21 protein-coding genes are annotated in these 22290 nt (G+C 33.5%); 17 read left to right on the forward strand and 4 right to left on the reverse strand.

The window, feature by feature from the left end:
• The first annotated feature begins 46 nt into the window (after positions 1 to 46).
• From LPB248_RS08840 to LPB248_RS08850, 3 genes are all read left to right on the forward strand, one after another.
• The gene (locus tag LPB248_RS08840) at positions 47 to 1015 is read left to right on the forward strand and encodes an electron transfer flavoprotein subunit alpha/FixB family protein (RefSeq protein WP_177211106.1); all 969 of its coding nucleotides are present in this window, start codon (positions 47 to 49) and stop codon (positions 1013 to 1015) included.
• A 165-nt stretch (positions 1016 to 1180) separates the two neighbouring features.
• Complete coding sequence (locus tag LPB248_RS08845) at positions 1181 to 1804, forward strand: bifunctional nuclease family protein (protein ID WP_008466556.1); 624 nt, start codon at positions 1181 to 1183, stop codon at positions 1802 to 1804.
• A gap of 92 nt (positions 1805 to 1896) precedes the next feature.
• Positions 1897 to 2748 carry a thymidylate synthase gene (locus tag LPB248_RS08850; RefSeq protein ID WP_177211107.1) on the forward strand — a complete coding sequence of 284 codons (852 nt, stop codon included), beginning with the start codon at positions 1897 to 1899 and terminating at the stop codon, positions 2746 to 2748.
• A 38-nt stretch (positions 2749 to 2786) separates the two neighbouring features.
• Here LPB248_RS08850 and LPB248_RS08855 read toward each other — a convergent pair whose 3' ends face one another.
• Positions 2787 to 3083 (reverse strand): isoamylase early set domain-containing protein, encoded by a 297-nt coding sequence (locus LPB248_RS08855; protein ID WP_177211108.1) that lies wholly within the window; start codon positions 3081 to 3083, stop codon positions 2787 to 2789.
• A gap of 239 nt (positions 3084 to 3322) precedes the next feature.
• Here LPB248_RS08855 and LPB248_RS08860 point away from each other — a divergent pair, with 239 nt between their 5' ends.
• From LPB248_RS08860 to LPB248_RS08875, 4 genes are all read left to right on the forward strand, one after another.
• A complete protein-coding gene (locus tag LPB248_RS08860; RefSeq protein ID WP_177211109.1) occupies positions 3323 to 3667 on the forward strand; it encodes a 2TM domain-containing protein in 345 nt (114 codons plus the stop codon).
• 11 nt (positions 3668 to 3678) lie between these two features.
• The gene (locus LPB248_RS08865; RefSeq protein WP_177211110.1) at positions 3679 to 4161 is read left to right on the forward strand and encodes a dihydrofolate reductase; all 483 of its coding nucleotides are present in this window, start codon (positions 3679 to 3681) and stop codon (positions 4159 to 4161) included.
• A gap of 566 nt (positions 4162 to 4727) precedes the next feature.
• Positions 4728 to 5459 carry a bifunctional demethylmenaquinone methyltransferase/2-methoxy-6-polyprenyl-1,4-benzoquinol methylase UbiE gene (gene ubiE, locus LPB248_RS08870; protein ID WP_177211111.1) on the forward strand — a complete coding sequence of 244 codons (732 nt, stop codon included), beginning with the start codon at positions 4728 to 4730 and terminating at the stop codon, positions 5457 to 5459.
• A 1-nt stretch (position 5460) separates the two neighbouring features.
• Positions 5461 to 6171, forward strand: coding sequence for a porin family protein (locus LPB248_RS08875; RefSeq protein ID WP_177211112.1), 711 nt, complete (start codon positions 5461 to 5463; stop codon positions 6169 to 6171).
• Between the two features lie 9 nt (positions 6172 to 6180).
• Here the strand turns inward: LPB248_RS08875 and LPB248_RS08880 are convergent, their stop codons facing one another.
• Positions 6181 to 6909, reverse strand: coding sequence for an RNA methyltransferase (locus tag LPB248_RS08880; RefSeq protein WP_177211113.1), 729 nt, complete (start codon positions 6907 to 6909; stop codon positions 6181 to 6183).
• A 37-nt stretch (positions 6910 to 6946) separates the two neighbouring features.
• Between LPB248_RS08880 and LPB248_RS08885 the strand changes: the two genes are divergently transcribed.
• From LPB248_RS08885 to LPB248_RS08900, 4 genes are all read left to right on the forward strand, one after another.
• The gene (locus tag LPB248_RS08885; protein ID WP_177211114.1) at positions 6947 to 9520 is read left to right on the forward strand and encodes a BamA/TamA family outer membrane protein; all 2574 of its coding nucleotides are present in this window, start codon (positions 6947 to 6949) and stop codon (positions 9518 to 9520) included.
• 60 nt (positions 9521 to 9580) lie between these two features.
• Positions 9581 to 10648: a class II fructose-bisphosphate aldolase gene (fbaA, locus tag LPB248_RS08890; RefSeq protein WP_012023542.1), complete on the forward strand. Its 1068-nt coding sequence runs from the start codon at positions 9581 to 9583 to the stop codon at positions 10646 to 10648.
• Between the two features lie 82 nt (positions 10649 to 10730).
• The gene (gene accD, locus LPB248_RS08895; RefSeq protein ID WP_111379468.1) at positions 10731 to 11585 is read left to right on the forward strand and encodes an acetyl-CoA carboxylase, carboxyltransferase subunit beta; all 855 of its coding nucleotides are present in this window, start codon (positions 10731 to 10733) and stop codon (positions 11583 to 11585) included.
• 214 nt (positions 11586 to 11799) lie between these two features.
• On the forward strand, positions 11800 to 12198 hold the full coding sequence (locus LPB248_RS08900) for a helix-turn-helix domain-containing protein (RefSeq protein WP_177211115.1): 399 nt from the start codon (positions 11800 to 11802) through the stop codon (positions 12196 to 12198).
• 333 nt (positions 12199 to 12531) lie between these two features.
• Here the strand turns inward: LPB248_RS08900 and LPB248_RS08905 are convergent, their stop codons facing one another.
• Both LPB248_RS08905 and LPB248_RS08910 read right to left on the reverse strand, forming a co-directional pair.
• Complete coding sequence (locus LPB248_RS08905; protein ID WP_177211116.1) at positions 12532 to 13419, reverse strand: cupin-like domain-containing protein; 888 nt, start codon at positions 13417 to 13419, stop codon at positions 12532 to 12534.
• A gap of 88 nt (positions 13420 to 13507) precedes the next feature.
• Complete coding sequence (locus LPB248_RS08910) at positions 13508 to 14755, reverse strand: ABC transporter permease (RefSeq protein WP_177211117.1); 1248 nt, start codon at positions 14753 to 14755, stop codon at positions 13508 to 13510.
• A 165-nt stretch (positions 14756 to 14920) separates the two neighbouring features.
• Between LPB248_RS08910 and purH the strand changes: the two genes are divergently transcribed.
• From purH to rodA, 6 genes are all read left to right on the forward strand, one after another.
• Positions 14921 to 16447, forward strand: coding sequence for a bifunctional phosphoribosylaminoimidazolecarboxamide formyltransferase/IMP cyclohydrolase (gene purH / locus LPB248_RS08915; protein ID WP_177211118.1), 1527 nt, complete (start codon positions 14921 to 14923; stop codon positions 16445 to 16447).
• A 56-nt stretch (positions 16448 to 16503) separates the two neighbouring features.
• A complete protein-coding gene (locus tag LPB248_RS08920) occupies positions 16504 to 17532 on the forward strand; it encodes a rod shape-determining protein (protein WP_008466528.1) in 1029 nt (342 codons plus the stop codon).
• Positions 17533 to 17644: 112 nt separating this feature from the next.
• A complete protein-coding gene (gene mreC / locus LPB248_RS08925; protein WP_177211119.1) occupies positions 17645 to 18469 on the forward strand; it encodes a rod shape-determining protein MreC in 825 nt (274 codons plus the stop codon).
• Positions 18462 to 18968 carry a rod shape-determining protein MreD gene (locus LPB248_RS17060; RefSeq protein WP_111379478.1) on the forward strand — a complete coding sequence of 169 codons (507 nt, stop codon included), beginning with the start codon at positions 18462 to 18464 and terminating at the stop codon, positions 18966 to 18968. Before mreC ends, LPB248_RS17060 begins: the two co-directional genes overlap by 8 nt.
• A complete protein-coding gene (gene mrdA / locus LPB248_RS08930) occupies positions 18965 to 20938 on the forward strand; it encodes a penicillin-binding protein 2 (RefSeq protein ID WP_177211120.1) in 1974 nt (657 codons plus the stop codon). Before LPB248_RS17060 ends, mrdA begins: the two co-directional genes overlap by 4 nt.
• A 15-nt stretch (positions 20939 to 20953) precedes the next feature.
• Positions 20954 to 22189, forward strand: coding sequence for a rod shape-determining protein RodA (rodA, locus tag LPB248_RS08935; RefSeq protein ID WP_177211121.1), 1236 nt, complete (start codon positions 20954 to 20956; stop codon positions 22187 to 22189).
• Positions 22190 to 22290: the final 101 nt, after the last annotated feature.

Genomic DNA, 22290 nt, shown 5'->3' on the forward strand with positions numbered 1-22290 from the left:
ATGAACTTGAAACCTGAAACTTTAAACTTTTAAACAAAAAATTATTATGTCAATATTAATATATGCAGAATCTGCAGAAGGAAAATTTAAAAAAGTAGCTTTCGAATTAGCTTCTTATGCTAAAAAAGTAGCTGAATCATTAGGAACAACTGTTACAGCTTTGACTGTAAACATGAGCGATGTAAGCGAATTAGGCAAATACGGCGTTGATAAAGTTCTAAAAGTAAACAACGATAAATTAGCTGGTTTTAACGCAAAGGCTTATGCTGATGTAATTAAACAAGCAGCTGAAAAAGAAGGAACAAAATTAGTTTTACTTTCTTCTACAACAGACAGTATTTACCTTTCTCCACTAGTTGCGGTAGGTTTAAATGCTGGTTTCGCTTCAAATGTGGTTGGATTGCCAGTTAGCACTTCTCCTTTCCAAGTAAAGAGAAATGCTTTCTCAAACAAAGCTTTCAATATTACAGAAATCAGTACAGACGTAAAAGTGCTTGGTTTGGCTAAAAACTCTTATGGCCTTTTTGAAAGCGCAGGAGCGGCTGCAGCAGAAGATTTCAATCCAACAATTGGAGACAATGATTTTGGTGTAAAAGTAGAATCTGTAGAAAAAGTATCTGGAAAAGTTTCTATCGCTGACGCGGATATCGTAGTTTCTGGCGGACGCGGATTAAAAGGTCCAGAAAACTGGGGATTAGTAGAAGATCTTGCTGCTGTTCTAGGCGCTGCAACGGCTTGTTCTAAACCAGTTTCAGATTTAGGATGGAGACCTCACAGCGAACACGTTGGGCAAACAGGAAAACCAGTTGCAACAAACTTATATATTGCTATTGGTATTTCTGGAGCTATCCAGCACATTGCAGGTATTAACTCTTCTAAAGTAAAAGTAGTTATCAATAACGATCCTGAAGCTCCCTTCTTTAAAGTGGCTGATTATGGTGTAGTTGGAGATGCTTTTGAAATTGTACCACAATTAACAGAGAAATTAAAAGCTTTTAAAGCTCAGCACTCTTAACACAAAGAATTCTCTTTAAAAATATTGCTGCCTAAAAACAAGATGTTGTATCTTTGTTTATAGGCAGCTTTTTTGTTCCATATTTTTTGATTAAAATTGCAGCTTTATTTTTTAAACCAAAACAGTATTAAAATAAGGTGCTAAGTGCCTTTTTTACAAACATATATGAGTCTAGTAAAATTATCCATAAAAGGAATTTCATACAGTCAAACTCAAAATGGCGCTTATGCCTTAATTTTGAATGAAGTGGATGGCGAAAGAAAATTACCTATTGTTATTGGTGCTTTTGAAGCCCAGTCAATCGCTATTGCTTTAGAGAAAGAAATAAAACCGCCACGTCCATTAACACATGATTTATTCAAGAATTTTGCTGAAAGATTTGACATTGTGGTAAAACAAGTCATTATCCACAAATTAGTTGATGGTGTTTTTTATTCTAGCCTGATCTGCGAAAGAGATAAAATCGAAGAGATTATAGATGCTAGAACCTCTGATGCTATTGCCTTAGCATTGCGTTTTAATGCTCCTATTTTTACTTACAAAAACATTTTAGACAAAGCAGGAATTTATCTAAAATCTAATACTGCAGAAACAGATTCTGGCGCTCAAGAAATAGATGATGTTCTTTCTAATCCTGAAACTTTTGGACACGAAGAAGAAAGCAACCAATCTGGAGATGTGTACGCAAAACATAGTTTACAAGAACTAAACGAGCTTTTAGATCAAGCCGTTTCTCAGGAAGATTACGAAAAAGCAGCAAAAATTAGAGACGAAATCTCTAGAAGATAAATTTTAATGTTTATTCGTTAAACCGTTTATTCGTTAAATCGATTAAACAAATTTACAATTAAACAGATCCACGATTAAACGATTAAACAAAGATGAAGCAATACTTAGATTTAGTAAAACACGTTTTAGAAAACGGCAATCAAAAAGGAGACCGAACTGGAACCGGAACAAAAAGTGTTTTTGGTTACCAAATGCGTTTTGATTTAAGTGAGGGCTTCCCAATGGTTACAACAAAAAAACTTCATTTAAAATCGATCATTTACGAATTGCTTTGGTTTTTAAAAGGCGATACAAACGTAAAATACCTTCAAGAAAATGGAGTTAAAATTTGGGATGAATGGGCAGATTCTAATGGCGATTTAGGACCTGTTTATGGCCACCAATGGCGTAATTGGAACAGTGAAGAAATAGATCAGATTTCTGAATTAATTAAAGAATTAAAAGCAAATCCGAATAGCCGAAGAATGCTAGTTTCTGCATGGAATCCTTCGGTTTTGCCAGATACTAAAAAGTCTTTTGAGGAAAATGTGGCTAACAACAAAGCAGCATTACCACCTTGCCATGCTTTTTTTCAGTTTTATGTGGCAAGTCCAGATCTTGAAAAAGGCGAAACAAAAGGAAAACTTTCTTGCCAATTGTATCAGCGAAGTGCTGATATCTTTTTGGGAGTTCCTTTTAACATAGCTTCTTATGCATTATTGACAATGATGATCGCACAAGTATGCGACTTAGAACCAGGCGAATTTATTCACACGTTTGGCGACGCACATATTTACAACAATCATTTTGAGCAATTAGAATTGCAATTGACACGTAAACCAAAACCATTACCAAAAATGATTTTAAATCCGGAGATTAAAAACATTTTTGATTTTGATTTTAATGATTTTACACTAGTAGATTACGATCCACATCCAGCCATAAAAGGAAGTGTTGCTGTATAATTATAAAAAAATCCGCTTAAAAATTTAAGCGGATTTTTTTATACAACTAAAACTCCATTTTCACTTCCGGCATAGTCATTCCATTTGTAAAAATCGGCTTCAGGATCGTTAACATAAATTCCGTCAATTACATACTTAAATTCGTAAATCGCATCTTTCACCAAATCGTAAGTTGCTTTAAACGTTCCGTTTTTTAACTTGCTCAAAGCTCCTTCTGAGGCATTCCAGTTATTAAAATCTCCAACCACCGCTGCCGAATCAGCATCTTTGGCATCTATTGAAAATGTAACTTTAACAACCGGCTTCGTTTTGATAAATTGTTTTTTCAAAGACATAACTATTTCGTTTTTAGATTTATACATCTAAAATTAATTAAATTCAACGAAACACTTGCTACTACCGGAACCGATTTATGATAATACTAAAAACAGTATATTTTTTTCGCTTTATTAGCAATTTAAATCGGTTAAAATTTTGTTATTCAAATTCTTAGACCATTAAAAAACAAATATTCCGCAACCAAAATATTGTCTTTCCAAAATAAATTTTAACTTTATAATCTCATTTTTATCTTATGGAAAAAGAAGTGCACGAACAATACGAATACGCTAGACGACGATTAAGACAAAAAAAAATCCTATATTTTCATTTTGTTCTTTTCCTTCTAGGAAGTTTATTTTTATTTATTGCTAACAAGTTTTTTGGTTTTGGCGAGGGCACGACCCAAAACTGGTGTATTTGGGGAATTACAATCTGGCTTTTCCTTTTTATTCTACATTTTATAAAAGTGTATATAACTGACCGTTTTATGAATAAAAAATGGGAAAGAGAACAAATTGACCGATTAGTTGCTTTACAGCAAAAAAGGATCAGTCGGCTTGAATCTTCTATTAATGAAGAGAATGAAAATAAAATTTAGTTAGGCTTACCATGATTATAATGATAGCGGCTGCGGCCGAAAATAATGCGCTTGGAAAAAACAACGAATTAGTTTGGCATCTTCCAAATGATTTTAAAAGATTTAAATCGCTTACAACTGGCCATCATATTATTATGGGAAGGAAAACTTTTGAAAGCTTTCCGAAACCATTACCAGATCGCGTTCATATTGTAATTTCTCGTCAAGAAAATTATAAACCAGAAGGATGCATTGTGGTAGACAGTATTGAAAAAGCAATTGCTTTATGTCCAGAAAATGATGATAGTTATGTTATTGGCGGTGGAGAAATTTACAATCTTGCTCTTCCATTTACCGATATTATAGAATTAACCAAAGTTCATCATTCTTTTGAAGCAGATGCTTTTTTTCCTAAAATCAATAAAAGCGAATGGGTTTTGGTAGAATCTGAAGAAAATTATAAAGACGAGAAACATCTTTATGATTATACCTATGAAACTTACATTAGAAAATAAATAAAAAACATCCTCTTTTTAGGGAGGATGTTTTTAAATAATTGATTTTTAAAGCCTGACTCGCTCAAGAAAAAATTTTTGTTTAAAAATCACAAATGTCGAGAAACATTTGTAAAACTGAATAACATTTAATGTTATTGAGACCTAAGTCTCAAACGCCTTTAACAACAAATACCACTAAGATATTAAAGGCAGAAAATTAAAATTTCCAAAAACAAATTTAATCCTAAGAACGTACTTTGCACTTAATATTAGTATTTCCCCCCAAGAACAATACTTTACAAAACTCTTTCATGAACAAATGAATTGCCAGCGCAAAAAAGCAATCATCTGTTTAAGTCATAGCGACATGATCAATCATTAAAACTTTAATCATTTTTACTTAAACAAAGTTGCTCATAATAGCGCTATTAGACAATACCAAGATTTAGGGATTTTAGCAAAATACCTAGATTTAGGGATGGCAAAATCTGTCTTAAATTAAATCTTTCTAAACATTTATTTTACAAATTAAAAAACTCAATTACAGTTAAACTAGATTGTTTATATTTGCCTAAATAAAAAAAATGTCTGAAAAAATAACTCCGTATAAAGACTCTTCTTTAGGTAAAAAAGAGCAAGTAACCCAAATGTTTGATACCATTTCTGGGAATTACGATAATTTGAATCGCGTAATCTCTTTTGGAATTGACGTTAAATGGCGTAAAAAAGTATTAAAATTAGTATCAGACAAAAAACCAAAAGTTATTCTTGATATTGCAACAGGAACTGGTGATTTAGCCATTTTACTTTCACAAACTAATGCTGAAAAAATTATCGGCCTTGATATTTCTGCCGGAATGCTGGAAGTAGGAAAAAAGAAAGTAGAAGAAAAAAACCTTTCGAATGTTATCGAACTCGTTTTAGGAGATTCTGAAAACATGCCTTTTGAAGACAATTATTTTGACGCTATTACAGTTGGTTTTGGTGTAAGAAATTTTGAAAACTTAGAAAAAGGTTTTGGAGAAATCTTAAGAGTTTTAAAACCAAACGGAATTTTTGTTATTTTAGAAACTTCTGTTCCAGATAAATTTCCTTATAAACAAGGATACAATTTTTACAGCAAAAATATACTTCCGTTAATCGGAAAATTATTTTCTAAAGATAACGATGCGTATGGCTATTTATCTGAATCGGCTGCCGCTTTTCCTTATGGAGAAGCCTTAAACAATATTTTGAGAAAAACTGGGTTTATAGATGTTGTGGCAATGCCTCAAACTTTTGGTGTCGCAACAATTTATTCTGCATCTAAAAAATAGTATGAAAAAAATTGTAATCTTATTTTTATTGGTCTTAACGACAAAAGGACATTCGCAATTTGCTAAAAACATGTTTAGCAAAGATCCTATTATTAATCTTGAAAACTGGCAGAAACAGCGTATTTACTTTGGCTACTATCTAGGTTTTAATAGTTTTGACTTTAAATTTGATTACAAAACTCCTGTACAGCAAGATATTCAGGTAAAAAAGACAACCGGCTTTAATGTTGGTGTTGTGGCCGATTTAAGACTTCAAGAATATATAAATCTCCGTTTTGAGCCGGGTTTGTACTATACGAAACGTGATCTTTTTTTTCCGGGCATTAGCAATAAAGAAAGCGATTACCTTAGAGAGGTAAACAGCACTTACATTCACTTTCCTTTATTATTGAAATTTTCTGCGAAGCGTACAGGAAACATACGCCCGTACTTGGTTGGCGGTATGTCTACGACTTTAAATTTATCAAGTAACGCCAAATCTCAAGACGATAACTTTGAGCAGAAATTTAGAGTAAAACAATGGACTGCTGCCTACGAATTAGGTCTAGGAATTGATATTTTCACCGAATACTTTATCTTCTCTCCTTCTGTTAGAGGAATGTTCGGCATAACCGATGAGCTAATTAGAGACAAAACTCCAGACAGCCCTTGGACAGGAAATATTGATTCGATGAAATCTAGAGCGATTTTAATAAATTTCACTTTTCATTAAAACAAAATATCAACTATTTCGTTTAAATTCACTAAGAATAATTGCTGTTGCAGTAGCTACATTTAAACTTTCTGTTTTTTGAAGCTCTCCAAATCGAGGAATTGTGAGGCGGCTGGTTATGATCTTTTCAATCTCTTCTGAAATTCCGTTGGCTTCATTACCCATGATAATGATTCCTTCTTGTGGCAATTTAGATTGATAGATATTTTCTCCGTCCATAAAAGTTCCAAAAACAGGCAGTTTAGTTTGAGCAATAAAAAGTTTTAAATCGACATAACTTACATTTACTCTGGCAATAGACCCCATTGTAGCTTGTACCACTTTCGGATTATAAATATCTACTGTTTCTTTAGAACAGACAATTTGCTTAATACCAAACCAATCGCACAGACGCAAAATAGTTCCTAAATTTCCGGGATCTCTAATATCGTCTAAGGCTAAAATTAAACCCGAATTGATTATCTTCTTTTCGGCTGGAATTTTAAAAACTGCCAGACAAGAATTTGGAGTCGACAAAGCGCTTATTTTTTTCAGTTCCTGATCATTAATAAGAGTGCGTTGTGAAGCATGAACTGTTTCAAAATCATTCAATGTGGTGTATAAATGTTCTAATTCAAAATTGGATTGCAGCAATTCTTGAATTACTTTTACTCCTTCAGCAAAGAATAATTGATTAGCAAAACGCTGCTTTTTTTGATGTAAGCCTGAGATAAGCTTTATTTGGTTTTTACTAACCATAAAATAATGTACTTTTGAATTAAATATTAAAAAACACTTGAAAAAGAATTCCACAAAAATAATAGCATTTCTTCTAATTGCAATATTAATTTGCGCTTGTAATGCCGTAAAAAGAGTTCCCGATGGAAAAAACCTTCTTGTAAAAAATAATATTCTAGTTAACGGAAAATCGACAAACGATGAGACAGCTTCTAATCAGATGTACCAAAAACCAAATGGGAAACTATTAGGTTATAAGCTTCGATTAAACCTGTACAATTTAGCCAATTTAAATCCAGATTCTACTTATCAGGCCAAATTTAAAAACAATCCTGGAAAGTATGAGCGTATGTCAAAAATATTCTCAGCAAAACAGGTAGATCGCCTTGGACAATCTTTCTATTATAAAGGAATTCATGAATTTCTAAAAAATACTGGAGAACCACCAGTAATAATTGACACTTCAAAAACTAAAAAATCATTACTGCGCTTAAAATACTATTATTTTAATAGTGGTTATTTTAATGTTAAAACAGATTACACTATTGATACAGTTGGAATAAAGAGAGCCACAATTAATTATAATATCACTACAGGACCAGCTTACAAATTAGATACTATTACAACTAAAATAATGACTCCTGCACTGGACTCATTATACAGAACCAACAATGAACCTTCTTTGTTAAAATCTGGAAATCAATACAAAACCACAGATTTTGAAGAAGAAAAAAACCGTATTACAACATACTTTAGAAATCACGGTGCTTACTATTTTCAGCCTACTTATGTAACTTTTGACATTGATACTATTGGCAAAAAAGCCAAAGCTGATGTCACTTTGATTATAAACAACAATACAATTCAAGAGCGAGATTCTAGCCGTACAGAACCTTTTAAATTGTATAAAATTAGCGATGTAAACATTTACACAGATTATTCTGCTGCAAATGCCAAGAAAAAACCAACAGACAGTGTAACGTACAATAATTTTAATTTATACAGTTACAAGACTTTAAAATACAAACCACGCGCTATTACTGACGCTATTTTCATTACGAAAGGAAGTACTTTTGCCGATTTCAGAACTACTCTTTCTTCTCGATATCTAAATAATTTAAGGATTTTCAACTATCCATCAATTCAATACGAAGTAGACAAAAGAGATTCTACAGCGCAATCTCTTATTGCCAATGTTTATTTGACTCCGAGAAAAAAATACAGTTTTGGAGCCACTCTTGACGTAACACATTCTAACATTCAGGATTTCGGAATTGGAGCCAGTGTTTCTGAAACTATTCGAAATGTATTTAACCGTGCAGAAACTTTAGAAATTTCAGCGCGTTTAAACGTTGGATCATCCAGAGATATGGCAAATCCGAACAATAATTTCTTTAATGTCTCTGAGTATGGTTTGGATATGAAATTGAATTTTCCTAGAATTCTACTCCCCTTTGGAACAGAAAAGATTATTCCGAAGAGTATGATTCCCTACACTTCTATAACATCTGGTTTTTCGAAACAGCGAAATATTGGTTTGGATAAAGAAAATTTCACAGGCGGTATCTCATACAACTGGACACCAAAACGTCATAATACAGCAAAATTTGAATTGCTAAACGCACAGTTTGTTCGTAACTTAAATCCAGACAATTATTTTAATGTATATACTTCTTCTTACGATGATTTGAATTTTATCGGGAAAGATTATAATACCAATATCAATAACTGGGGAACTACACCAGAGGAACAAGCTAGAAAAGATCTTACAATTCCAAAAGGAACTACCGGATTTACAAATGACGTATTAACAGGAAAAACAGCTTTAGTTCCGACTGACTCACAATACCAAGAAGTTGAAAGTATTGAAGAAAGAAGAGTTCGTTTGACCGAGAATGATTTTATTCTTGCAACAAGCTTTTCTTTTACCAAAACAACCAAAAAAGATCTGGCCGATAATAATTTCTATCAATTCAGAACCAAAATTGAATCTGCTGGAACATTATTGTCATTAATTTCTGAAGTCGGAAATCTTCAAAAAAACGCAAAAGGCAATTACGAGATTTTTAATTTGGAATATTCAGAATATATAAAAACTGAATTTGACTATATTAAACACTGGGATTTTGGGAAAGAGAAAGTTTTAGCAGTTAGAAGCTTCTTTGGAATTGCGATTCCGTTTGGAAATTCAAACTACATTCCGTTTTCACGAAGTTATTATGGCGGAGGTTCCAATGACAACCGTGCTTGGCAGCCTTACGCTTTAGGGCCTGGAAGCACGAATGCCGTAAACGACTTTAATGAGGCGAATATGAAAATTGCAGCGAGTGCCGAATTTCGATTCAAAGTTTTCGGAGATGTTAAAGGAGCATTCTTTGCAGACGCCGGAAATATCTGGAATGTGCTCGATAATGTCATAGATCCGAAAGCAAGATTCGACAACTTAAACGATTTAGCTGAAATTGCTTTAGGTACAGGATTCGGTTTAAGATACGATTTAAGCTTTTTTGTGATTCGTTTAGATTTAGGCTTTAAGACTTATAATCCAGCACATGAGAAGGGAGACCGATGGTTTAAAGAATACAATTTTGGGCATTCAGTTTTAAATTTTGGTATAAATTATCCTTTCTAATGCTAATTAATTCTTATTTTTGCAACCTAAAAACTAAAAACAACTATAAAAAAAATTAAAATGGCACACAACATTAAACCAGGAGTAGCTACAGGAGATCAAGTACAAGAGATCTTTAATTATGCGAAAGAGAAGGGTTTTGCTCTTCCAGCAGTAAACGTTACTGGATCAAGCACAATTAATGGAGTTCTTGAAACTGCAGCGAAACTTAACGCGCCAGTTATCATTCAATTTTCTAACGGAGGAGCACAATTCAACGCTGGAAAAGGATTATCTAATGCAGGTGAAAAAGCAGCAATCGCGGGAGGAATCGCAGGAGCAAAACATATTCATACTTTGGCAGAAGCTTACGGTGCAACTGTAATCTTACATACTGACCACTGTGCAAAAAAACTTTTACCTTGGATTGATGGTTTATTAGATGCTTCTGAAAAACATTTCGCAGAAACAGGAAAACCATTATTTAGTTCTCACATGATCGATTTGTCTGAGGAACCAATCGAAGAAAACATTGAGATCTGCAAAGAATACTTAGCAAGAATGAGCAAAATGGGTATGACATTAGAAATCGAGCTTGGTATTACAGGTGGTGAAGAAGATGGTGTTGATAACTCTGATGTTGACAGCTCAAAATTATACACTCAGCCAGAAGAAGTAGCTTACGCTTACGAAGAATTATCTAAAGTGAGCCCTAAATTTACAATTGCTGCTGCTTTCGGAAACGTTCACGGTGTTTACAAACCAGGAAACGTAAAATTAACTCCAAAAATCTTAAAAAATTCTCAAGATTTCGTACAAAACAAATTCAACACAGGACACAATCCAGTTGATTTCGTTTTCCACGGAGGTTCAGGTTCTACACTTGAAGAAATCAGAGAAGGAATTAGCTACGGAGTTATCAAAATGAACATCGATACAGATTTACAGTTTGCATACACTGAAGGAATCCGTGATTATATGGTTAAAAACCTTGACTATTTGAAATCTCAAATTGGAAACCCAGAAGGTCCAGATGCTCCAAACAAAAAATATTACGATCCAAGAAGATGGGTTCGTGAAAGCGAAGTTACATTCAATGCAAGACTTGAACAAGCTTTTGCTGATTTAAATAACGTGAATACACTATAATAAAAAAGTTTCAAGTTTAACGTTTCAAGTTTCAGGTTTCGCAACTTGAAACTTGAAACCTAAAACAAAAAAAACATTCAATATGGCTTGGTTTAAAAGACAAGAAAAAGGGATTACGACCGCGACAGAAGATAAGATGGACGTTCCGAAAGGATTGTGGTACAAATCTCCTACTGGAAAAATTATTGATGCTGACGAATTAGCGAGAAATTTATTCGTAAGCCCTGAAGATGATTTTCACGTTCGAATTGGAAGCGCAACCTATTTTGAAATTTTATTCGACAACAACGAATTTGTTGAGTTAGACAAAAACATGACTTCTAAAGATCCTTTGCACTTTGTTGACACAAAGAAATATGCAGACAGATTGAAAGATGTAATGGAGAAAACTCACCTTAAAGACGCTGTACGTACGGGAGTAGGAAAATCTAAAGGAAAAGAACTTGTAATCTGCTGTATGGATTTTGCTTTTATCGGTGGATCTATGGGAGCGGTTGTAGGTGAGAAAATCGCAAGAGGTATTGATCACGCTATCAAAAACAAACTTCCTTTTGTAATGATTTCTAAATCTGGTGGAGCTCGTATGATGGAAGCTGCTTATTCTTTAATGCAATTAGCAAAAACTTCTGTAAAACTAGCTCAATTAGCTGAAGCTAAATTACCTTACATCTCTCTTTGTACAGATCCCACAACTGGAGGAACAACTGCATCTTACGCAATGTTAGGAGACATCAACATCTCTGAACCAGGCGCTTTGATTGGTTTTGCTGGTCCTCGTGTTGTTCGCGATACTACAGGAAAAGATTTGCCAGAAGGTTTCCAAACTGCTGAGTTTTTATTAGAACACGGTTTCTTAGACTTTATCACGCCAAGAAAAGAATTGAAAGATAAGATTAACTTATATATCGATTTGATTCAAAATAATGATATTAGATAGTTTTAAAACTACTTAAAATAGAAATCCCAAGAAAATTACTTCTTGGGATTTTTTGTTTTAAACCATATAAGTTTTATGAGTACAATTAATAACTTGTCTGAAAAATTGTATTTTTGTTTTTGTAAATGATAATAGCTTTATTGTATCATACTAATGCAAACCTGTTTTTTACAGAAATCTATTCTTTCTAAAGTAATATAAATATCTTTGAATTATGAACACAGCAACAAAACCAAAACACATAGGACGACAAATAAGCCGTATTCGCGAACTTAAAGATATGAAACAAGAAGCATTGGCACAGGCTTTAGGAATATCACAACAATCTGTATCGATAATAGAAAATAGCGAAACTATTGATGACGAAAAACTTGAAGAAGTAGCAAAAGCGCTTGGAGTAAGTGCCGAAGCAATAAAAAACTTTACCGAAGAAAATATGATAAATTATTTTAATAATTTTTACGATAACAGCTGTAATGGATCAAACGGAATGTTTCATGCAAATTATTGCACATTCAATCCGTTAGATAAAGTAGTTGAACTTTACGAACGTTTGGTTTTGGCAGAAAAAGAAAAAAATGAATATTTGGAAAAATTAATGAAAGAGAAATAATCTTTCTAAAAAACATAAAAATTCAATACAAAATCTCAAGAAATTGCTTCTTGGGATTTTTTGTTTTACACCCTATAAGTTTTCAGCAAAGCCTGTACATAGATATTTGATAGATTTTAATAAAGAACTGAAAGTCATATTACACACAATATGTCATTTCGACGAAGGAGAAATCTTCGTAAGCGACTCTGCAAAGATTGGCGACATTCCGTACGGAGCTACTCGTGGAGATTTCTCCTTCGTCGAAATGACAATCTTTACGGATGATCAACGGAATAAATTCCGTTGCTACCGATATTTATTTCTGCGGAATTTTTCTCAATTGCATAACGCTTAACTTGCCTTTCTCAAATCCTTCTTTAATTCTTTCTCAGCAATTTTATAAGCTAGTTTTTCTCGCCATACAGCATAACGCTCCCTAAAAATTACTTTTATGCCACTGTCAACTGCACCGTGCATAAATAAACTCCATACACTAGCTACTTTACGGGAAATCGATGAATCCCAAGCACGAAGTGTTAGAGAAAAAGAACCATCTATATAACGCATCCAATGCCACATTCCGGTTGGCATGAATAAGGTATCTCCATGCTCGAGAAAAACCTCATAACCTTCCACTCCTTTTAGAGCAGGAAATTTTTCAAAATCGGGATTAGCCACGTCATAATCTTCTAATGCATAAGTGGTATTTGGAAGACAGTAAAGTCTTTTCTTCCATTTGTTATCAAATAAGATAATATGCTTTCTTCCGCCGAAATGCGTATGAAAAAGATGCGGCAAATCGATATCATAATGCAGAAAAGTAATTGCCTTAGAACCGCCAAAAAACATGGCGGGCATACTTTCTATAAAACCTCCCATTAATTCTTTGGGAACTTTTACATCATCAATTAATTCGGGTCTGTGCTTGAAAAGATTGAAGAAAAAAATACGCAATTGGGTTGGTTCACGCTTTATCAAATCCAGATATTCTCCAAATTTCATACTCGCAATCGAAGCATTGATTACTTTTTTTGGATCTGCCTTTGAATTATCTACAAGTTTAACCTCTATATCTCCAGCAATCTGCTTGAAATACTCTGTTGACCATTTTTCTCTTGCTGGCCAATCTTTTGTAAGTCCCTTTATGATTAAAGGTTTTCTTTTATCCAGGTAATTCTTTTTAAAATCTTCCTTGGAAATCGACTCAACAGTATCAACAGATTTAAGATTAAAGCTCATTTATCTTGTATTTTAATTTGTTGTCTATCAAATGTATCTAATTATTCTCACCCAACAAAATTTACAGTAAAATAACACAAAAACAATATTACATTCCTGTTCGAATGGCTTCAACAGGATCTAAATTTGCCGCCGAAATAGCAGGAAGAATTCCAGAAACCAGACCAATAAAAGCAGCCAAACCGGTTCCTAAAAGAATATTTCCTAAACTTAAAACAAATTCAAAATCCAGCAGTTTTGTCAGAGCTAAAGCAATTCCCCAAACCATCAAAAGACCAATTATTCCGCCAATAACAGACAAAATAACGGCTTCAAACAAAAATTGGAATAAGATAAATTTATTTTTTGCGCCTAGAGATTTCTGAATTCCGATAAGATTGGTTCTTTCTTTAACAGAAACAAACATAATATTTGCAATTCCGAAACCGCCCACAAGAAGAGAAAATCCGCTAATGATCCAGCCTACAAAATTCATCTGCCCCAAAATTCCATCAATAAAATCAGTAAATCCAGAAAGTACATTAATAAAGAAATTGTCCATTTCTCCCGCTTTCATTCCACGGATTGCTCGAAGCTTTTGGGCAATTTCCGCTTTGTACGCATCCATGTCTACGCCTTTTTCTGGCTTTAAAACTATAACTGGAGTCATCGAATCACTGTCTCCATACATTCTTCTTAAGAAATTTGCTGGAAGATAAACTGAAGTATCATTACTATCTCCAAAGAATCCGGCTCCTTGTTTAGCCAATACGCCAATTACAGTAAATCGCTGTCCGTATAAGCGGATATTTTTTCCGATCGGATCACTAGAACCAAAAAGTCCCTCGGCTATATCATATCCTAAAACAATAACAGGAGTTCCCGAATTTGATTCAGATTCATTGTAAAATCTTCCTTTATCAAAACTCAATCCGTCAATATCGACCATTTCGCTTGACGATGGAATAATATTTACATCGCTGACTGTTTTAGAATCGTATTTTAAACTTTCTCTATTTACAAAAAGCTGATATGCTACTTGATCGGTATTATTCATTGAATTTTTCAATCCGATATACTCGTCATATTTTACATTTGGAAACTGTTCTCTCTTCCATTGCGGAATTTCAGACGGTCCAAAGCAGTATTTCATTAAATAAATCGTATTTTTATCTAAACTGCTCAAATCTTTTGAGATTTTTTTGTCTAAAGAGTCAACAGCAGCCAAAACAGCGATAATCGAAAAAATACCGATTGTTACACCTAATAGCGATAATAAAGTGCGCAATTTATTATTTCGCAAAGCATTGATGGCAAAGCTCAGACTTTCCTTTAATAATCTCAGATAAACGATCATATTTTTGTATTTTTCAATAAAGTAAAATTCAATAATTTAAATTCAAAAACCTAATAAAAGTTAACTTACTCATCAGTAGATTTTTTTAGCATTTTGTTACACTAATTTTTTTTAATATAATATATAAAAAAACTACTTTTGCAGTCTCAAAATCATAACTACACAATGAGCACAACAAAAAAAATACAATCGGCATTAATTTCTGTTTTTTCTAAAGATGGATTAGAACCAATTGTTAGAAAATTACACGAACAAAATGTAACACTTTATTCAACTGGAGGAACTGAAGATTTCATCAAAAACCTTGGTATTCCAGTAGTTCCTGTTGAAGACATTACTTCTTTCCCTGAAATTCTTGGAGGAAGAGTAAAAACTTTACACCCGAAAATTTTTGGAGGAATCTTGAATCGTCAGGATAATGAAAGCGATGTTCAGCAAATGAAGGAGTTTGACATTCCTCAGATTGACTTGGTAATTGTTGATTTATATCCTTTTGAAAAAACGGTTGCTTCTGGAGCAAGCGAACAAGATATTATTGAAAAAATCGATATTGGCGGAATTTCATTAATTCGTGCTGGAGCGAAAAATTTCAAAGACACTGTAATTGTGGCTTCTGTAAACGAGTACAGTTTACTTTTAGATTTGATTACAGAGCAAGATGGAGCAACAACTTTGGAGAACAGAAGATTGTTGGCTACTAAAGCATTCCACGTTTCATCTCACTACGATGGAGCTATTTTTAATTATTTCAATACAGACGAGACTATTTACAAAGAAAGTATTGCAAACGGTCAAGTTTTAAGATATGGTGAAAACCCTCACCAAAAAGGATTCTTCTTTGGGGATTTTGATGCAATGTTCAAAAAACTTCATGGAAAAGAATTATCATACAACAATTTACTTGATGTTGATGCTGCAGTTAATTTAATTGCTGAGTTTAAAACTGACGGACCAACTTTCGCGATTTTAAAACACAACAATGCTTGCGGATTGGCTTCAAGAAAAACAATTAGCGAAGCTTATTTAGCAGCTTTAGCTTGTGATCCTACTTCTGCTTTTGGAGGAGTGTTAATTTCTAACACTAAAATTGATTTAGAAACTGCACAGGAAATCAACAAACTATTCTGCGAAGTTGTAATTGCTCCAGCGTATGAAGATGAGGCTGTTACGGTATTACAAGAGAAGAAAAACAGAATTATATTAGTTCAAAATGAAGTTGAATTACCAGCTCGTCAAGTAAGAACTTGTCTTAATGGTTTGTTAATTCAGGACAGAAATAATATTACGGATAATAAAGAGCATTTAAAAACCGTTACAATTACAGAACCTACTGCTCAAGAGATCGAAGATTTGATCTTTGCTTCTAAAATCTGCAAGAATACAAAATCAAACACAATTGTATTTGCTAAAAACGGAACATTGATTTCATCAGGTACAGGTCAGACTTCAAGAGTTGACGCTTTAATTCAAGCTGTTGACAAAGCAAAAGCTTTTGGATTTGATTTAAATGGAGCTTCGATGGCAAGTGATGCATTTTTCCCATTTCCGGATTGTGTAGAATTAGCTAAAAAAGCAGGAATAACTGCTGTAATTCAGCCAGGAGGTTCGATTAAAGACGAATTAAGTATAAATTATTGCAATGAAAATAATCTTGCAATGGTATTTACAGGAACTCGTCATTTTAAACATTAATTTGTTTAACTTTGTTCGATAAATAATTTATAACATTTTAAACCCCTAAAAAACTTATGGGATTTTTTGATTTCATGACCGAGGATATTGCGATAGACCTTGGAACCGCAAACACTTTAATCATTCATAATGATAAAGTTGTCATTGATAGTCCGTCTATCGTTGCACGTGATAGAGTATCAGGCAAAATCATTGCTGTTGGTAAGGAAGCCAATATGATGCAAGGTAAAACACATGAAAACATCAAAACTATAAGGCCTTTGAAAGATGGTGTAATCGCTGATTTTGATGCTTCGGAAAAAATGATCAATATGTTCATTAAAAGTATTCCTGCATTGAAAAAAAGAATGTTTACTCCAGCTTTACGTATGGTTGTATGTATTCCTTCTGGTATTACTGAAGTGGAGATGAGAGCGGTGAAGGAATCTTGTGAGAGAGTAAACGGAAAAGAAGTTTACTTGATTCATGAGCCAATGGCAGCGGCAATTGGTATTGGTATTGACATTATGCAACCAAAAGGAAACATGATTGTGGATATTGGAGGTGGTACAACAGAAATTGCTGTTATCGCATTAGGCGGAATTGTATGTGACAAATCTGTAAAAATTGCAGGTGACGTTTTCACAAACGATATCGTTTATTATATGCGTACACAACACAACTTATTTGTTGGAGAAAGTACTGCTGAAAAAATTAAAATTCAAATTGGAGCGGCAATCGAAGATTTAGATGGCCCGCCAGAAGATATGTCAGTTCAAGGTAGAGATTTGCTTACTGGTAAACCAAAACAAGTAGATGTTTCTTACCGTGAAATTGCAAAAGCTTTAGACAAATCTATTCAGCGTATTGAAGATGCGGTAATGGAAACATTATCTCAGACTCCTCCTGAATTAGCAGCAGATATCTACAACACTGGTATCTATTTAGCTGGTGGTGGATCTATGTTAAGAGGTCTTGACAAACGTATTTCTCAAAAAACAGATTTACCTGTTTACATTGCCGAAGATCCTTTAAGAGCTGTTGTTCGTGGTACAGGAATGGCCCTTAAAAACATTGCTAAATTTAAAAGTATCTTAATTAAATAAGATCTAAAAATAAAAATCAATTTACTTTTATAAGGGTCAATTTTATACTTTTTGACCCTTGTAAAAACTGAAACCTTTAAGCATATCCTGAAACAAAATAACCAGACAAGAAATGCAGCAAATATTTAATTTCATTATAAGAAACAGTAATCGATTGCTGTTTTTGCTGCTTTTAGGTATATCGTTAGGACTCACGATTCAATCTCATTCTTATCATAGAAGCAAAATAATCAGCTCGGCAAATTTCTTAAGCGGAGGTGTTTATGAAAAAATCAATCGTGTTAATGAGTACATGAATTTAAGAGCTGAAAACGACGAACTTGTACTTGAGAACGCAAGATTAAAAAGTCTTTTATTTAACAAAGAAGACACATCCAAATTACCTTTACCAGATACCATTAAAGGTTTAAAACCTGCTGATATCATTGTGTCAAAAGTAATTCATAACACGTACAGCACACACGAAAATTTTCTTACTTTAAATTCTGGATCCAATGATGGCGTAAAACCAGATATGGGAGTAATAAACAGTTTAGGAATTGTTGGTATCGTAGATGACACATCACCAAGATATTCTACTGTTGTGAGTATTTTGAACATGAAATCTCAGATTAATGCCAAGTTGAAAAAATCAAATCATTTTGGTTCTTTGACATGGGATGGAAAAAGTACAGGATTTGTACAGCTAAGAGACGTTCCAAGATTAGCTTCAGTTAGAAAAGGAGATACAATTGTAACAGGAGGACAGTCTGTAATTTTCCCTGAAGGGATCAATATCGGAACTGTTGAAACAATTTACAAAGAAACCCAAACAAGTTTTTATGTTATAAAAGTTAAGTTATTTAACGATATGACAAACTTAGGACACGTCTATATTATCAAGAGTAAGGACAGAGAGGAACTTATTAATTTAGAAAACAAAGAAAAAAATGAATAGCGCTCTGTTAGTCAATATTTTTCGATTTATTATGTTACTGGCAATTCAGATTGTTATTTTCAACAATATGAATTTCTTAGGATATATAAGTCCCTTTCCGTATATCTTGTATATCATTCTTTATCCAGTAAACAGCAATAAAGCAGGATTAATTATTTCTAGCTTTTTCTTGGGACTAATAATGGATATGTTCTGTAATTCCGGCGGAATACATGCAACTGCTTGTGTTATTTTAGCGTATTACAGACCTTACATTTTTAAATTTTCTTTTGGTTTAAGTTATGAATATCAGACTATTAAACTGAATGATTCTCTAACACCAGAACGATTTTCATTTATACTGGTCTCGGTTTTAATGCACCATATTGTATTATTTGTTTTGGAAGCATTTCAGTTCAAATTCATCTGGGACATTTTGCTCCGAACCTTATTTAGTTCTATCTTTACTATAATCACCTCAATAATAATAATTTATCTTATTAAGCCCAATAAACGATGAGAAAAGTCTTGCTGCCCACTATAATTATTATTGCAGCGTCTTTGCTAGTGATTAGGATTTTTTACTTGCAGATTATTGATGATTCTTTTAAATTGAAATCGGAAAATAATGCGATAAAAAAAGTATATGACTATCCTGAAAGAGGTTATATTTATGATCGTAACGGAAAACTTCTTGTTGCGAATCAGGCTTCTTATGACATCATGGTTATTCCAAGAGATATAAAAAAGGATTTAAACATTGCCGAATTTTGTGCCCTTTTAAATATTACCGAAGAAGAATATCATAAACGTATTGAAAAAGCAAAAGTCTACAGCCCAAGACTTCCTTCTGTATTTTTATCTCAGCTGAATAAAAATGAATTTGCCGCTTTTCAGGAAAAAATCAGAAAATATGATGGTTTTTACTTCCAGAAAAGATCACTTCGTGATTATGAAGTAGATTACGGAGCCAATATTTTTGGTTTTATTACACAGGTGAACGAAAAACAGATCGAAAAAAATCCTTACTACAATAGTGGTGATTTAATTGGTAAACAAGGTGTAGAACAAAGCTATGAAGAAATTTTACGAGGAATAAAAGGGGTAAAATACATTCAGAAAGATAAATACAACCGAGAAATTGGCCCATATAAAGAAGGGAAATACGACACCATTGCTGTAGCTGGGGAAGATATCAATTTAACTATTGATGCCGAACTTCAAAAATATGGAGAGGAATTGATGATTAACAAAAGAGGAGGTATTGTGGCAATTGAACCTAAATCTGGAGAAATTCTAGCATTGGTTACTGCCCCTTCTTATGATCCAGGTATTTTGGTAGGACGCCAAAGATCTAAAAATTACACACTTTTATATCACGATTCTATTGCAAAACCTTTATATGACAGAGGACTTTTAGCAGAATACCCTCCAGGTTCTCCATTCAAAATCCTGACTGGTTTAGTTGCATTGCAAGAAGGCGTAATAAATGAACAAACTACTTTTATGTGTCATCATGGATTTAGTTATGGTGGAGGCCGATTCATGAAATGCCACGGTTTTGGTCCGCATCAATTGCATAACGGAATTTACAACTCTTGTAATACTTATTTCGGACAAGCCTATATGCTTACGATCAACAAGTACAAAGATCCCGGTCAAGCTGTTGATGTTTGGAGCAGTCACGTAAAAAGTTTTGGTTTAGGACAATTTATGGGATATGATTTACCTATTGGAAAACGAGGAAATATTCCAACTTCTAAAACTTATAAAAGAATTTACCCTAACGGAGGATGGAGAAGCTCAACCATTGTATCGAATGCAATTGGTCAGGGAGAGGTTTTAATGACTCCTATTCAATTAGCCAACATGATGGCCACCGTTGCAAATCAGGGTTATTATTATACTCCTCACATCATCAAAAAAATTGAGGGAGAAAAAATAGACGAAAAGTTCACGACAAAGCACGTGACTACGATTGATCAAAAATATTTCCCGCCGGTTATCAGCGGACTATTTGATGTTTACAACAAAGGTACAGCTTACAGTCTTCGAGTAGAAGGAATTGATATTTGCGGAAAAACAGGTACTGCTGAGAACTTTGCCAAAATAAACGGTAAAAGAACCCAGCTTAAAGACCACTCTATATTTGTTGCTTTTGCCCCAAAAGACAATCCGAAAATAGCTATTGCAGTTATGATTGAAAACGGAGGTTTTGGAGCAACAGTAGCAGGTCCGATTGCGAGTTTAATGATTGAAAAATATCTAAGAAAAAAAATCACAAGAACAGATCTAGAAGTAAGAGTATTAAACAAAAGCTTACTTTCGGAATATGCTAAAGTAGGCGGAATAAGTGACGCTCTTAAAATTGAATCTGTGCCAAAAGATTCTGTATTACAAGCTAAAATTATAAAGCCAAAAGCACCTATTACAACGGCACCAAAAACTGAAGTTAAAAAAACAGCGGTAGACACAACTAAGAAAAACTAAGAAAGATTATTTCAAATGAAAAATCAAAGTGTAAAAAATAATATTGATTGGATAAGTGTCTTTATCTACATTGCGCTGGTAACTTTAGGTTGGCTTAATATCTATTCGTCTTCTTTATTATCAACCGATGGAACTTATCAAAAACAGCTGATTTTCATCTGCTGCACTATTCCATTGATATTTGTTGTGCTTTTTGTTGATGGTAAATTTTATGAAAAATATGCCAGTATTATATTTGGAGTTTCCTTATTGTCTCTCGCTGGATTATTTCTCTTTGGAAAAACCATTGCAGGACAGCGATGCTGGTATGCCATAGGAAGCTTCACTTTACAGCCATCTGAGTTTGCAAAAGCTGCCACTTCTTTGGCATTAGCCAAATACCTGAGTGATACACAAATCAACTTAAAAGAAACCAATAGACAAATTCAAGCTTTGGCTATTATGCTTTTGCCTGTAATATTGATTTTACCACAGCCAGACCCTGGAAGTGCTTTAATCTATAGCGCGTTCATCCTTGTTCTATATAGAGAAGGTTTGCCTTCTTGGTACGTTTGGACAGCATTTATAACTATTGTTCTTTTCGTTCTTACTTTAGTTTTAGAGCCATATGCAGTTATTGGAATGGCTTTTATCGTGTTGGCCATTATACATTTTAAAGGCAGAGTAGTTGACAGAAATATTATTTTAAGCGGTATTTTATTGGTCTTAATTTCTGGATTTGTTTTCTCTGTTGATTATGTATTTGACAATGTTTTTAAACAGCACCACAGAGATCGTTTCAATATTTTACTAGGCAAAACTGTAGATATGAAAGGGATTGGATACAATACCAACCAATCTGAAATTGCCATTGGATCTGGAGGATGGATAGGAAAAGGTTTTCTTGAAGGTACACAAACCAAAGGAGGATTTGTTCCAGAGCAACATACCGATTATATTTTTACAACGGTTGGTGAAGAATGGGGTTTTGCAGGTTCTTTTGTTGTTATTCTACTTTTTGTGAGTTTATTACTTAGAGTAATTTACTTAGCAGAAAGACAGAAGACAAAATTCAGTCGGGTTTACGGATATTGTGTTGCCGCAATTCTCTTTATACATTTCTTTGTAAACATTGCCATGGTAATCGGAATTTTCCCAACAATCGGGGTTCCTCTGCCCTTCTTTTCATATGGAGGTTCTGGACTCTGGGGATTTACAATTTTGCTGTTTATTTTCCTTAAAATGGATGCCAATAAAGTGAATGAATGGTAATGTTTAAGATATTGAATTTTTAAATGCCAAATTTCAATTAGAAATTACTTTTATACAACTAAATAATTTAACCTAAAGCTGTAATTACGTTTTAAAAACTA

It is taken from the genome of Flavobacterium sp. LPB0248 (assembly GCF_013388355.1).
Lineage (GTDB): Bacteria > Bacteroidota > Bacteroidia > Flavobacteriales > Flavobacteriaceae > Flavobacterium.

Excerpts from the sequence above, each read along its gene's own strand:
- accD (WP_111379468.1), top strand. The coding sequence starts at position 10,731 with ATGGCTTGGTTTAAAAGACAAGAAAAAGGGATTACGACCGCGACAGAA.
- LPB248_RS08840 (WP_177211106.1), top strand. The coding sequence starts at position 47 with ATGTCAATATTAATATATGCAGAATCTGCAGAAGGAAAATTTAAAAAA.
- LPB248_RS08845 (WP_008466556.1), top strand. The coding sequence starts at position 1,181 with ATGAGTCTAGTAAAATTATCCATAAAAGGAATTTCATACAGTCAAACT.
- LPB248_RS08865 (WP_177211110.1), top strand. The coding sequence starts at position 3,679 with ATGATTATAATGATAGCGGCTGCGGCCGAAAATAATGCGCTTGGAAAA.
- LPB248_RS08920 (WP_008466528.1), top strand. The coding sequence starts at position 16,504 with ATGGGATTTTTTGATTTCATGACCGAGGATATTGCGATAGACCTTGGA.
- LPB248_RS08900 (WP_177211115.1), top strand. The coding sequence starts at position 11,800 with ATGAACACAGCAACAAAACCAAAACACATAGGACGACAAATAAGCCGT.
- LPB248_RS08905 (WP_177211116.1), bottom strand. The coding sequence starts at position 13,419 with ATGAGCTTTAATCTTAAATCTGTTGATACTGTTGAGTCGATTTCCAAG.
- LPB248_RS17060 (WP_111379478.1), top strand. The coding sequence starts at position 18,462 with ATGAATAGCGCTCTGTTAGTCAATATTTTTCGATTTATTATGTTACTG.
- mreC (WP_177211119.1), top strand. The coding sequence starts at position 17,645 with ATGCAGCAAATATTTAATTTCATTATAAGAAACAGTAATCGATTGCTG.
- fbaA (WP_012023542.1), top strand. The coding sequence starts at position 9,581 with ATGGCACACAACATTAAACCAGGAGTAGCTACAGGAGATCAAGTACAA.
- mrdA (WP_177211120.1), top strand. The coding sequence starts at position 18,965 with ATGAGAAAAGTCTTGCTGCCCACTATAATTATTATTGCAGCGTCTTTG.
- rodA (WP_177211121.1), top strand. The coding sequence starts at position 20,954 with ATGAAAAATCAAAGTGTAAAAAATAATATTGATTGGATAAGTGTCTTT.
- LPB248_RS08850 (WP_177211107.1), top strand. The coding sequence starts at position 1,897 with ATGAAGCAATACTTAGATTTAGTAAAACACGTTTTAGAAAACGGCAAT.
- LPB248_RS08875 (WP_177211112.1), top strand. The coding sequence starts at position 5,461 with ATGAAAAAAATTGTAATCTTATTTTTATTGGTCTTAACGACAAAAGGA.
- LPB248_RS08860 (WP_177211109.1), top strand. The coding sequence starts at position 3,323 with ATGGAAAAAGAAGTGCACGAACAATACGAATACGCTAGACGACGATTA.
- LPB248_RS08880 (WP_177211113.1), bottom strand. The coding sequence starts at position 6,909 with ATGGTTAGTAAAAACCAAATAAAGCTTATCTCAGGCTTACATCAAAAA.
- purH (WP_177211118.1), top strand. The coding sequence starts at position 14,921 with ATGAGCACAACAAAAAAAATACAATCGGCATTAATTTCTGTTTTTTCT.
- LPB248_RS08855 (WP_177211108.1), bottom strand. The coding sequence starts at position 3,083 with ATGTCTTTGAAAAAACAATTTATCAAAACGAAGCCGGTTGTTAAAGTT.
- ubiE (WP_177211111.1), top strand. The coding sequence starts at position 4,728 with ATGTCTGAAAAAATAACTCCGTATAAAGACTCTTCTTTAGGTAAAAAA.
- LPB248_RS08910 (WP_177211117.1), bottom strand. The coding sequence starts at position 14,755 with ATGATCGTTTATCTGAGATTATTAAAGGAAAGTCTGAGCTTTGCCATC.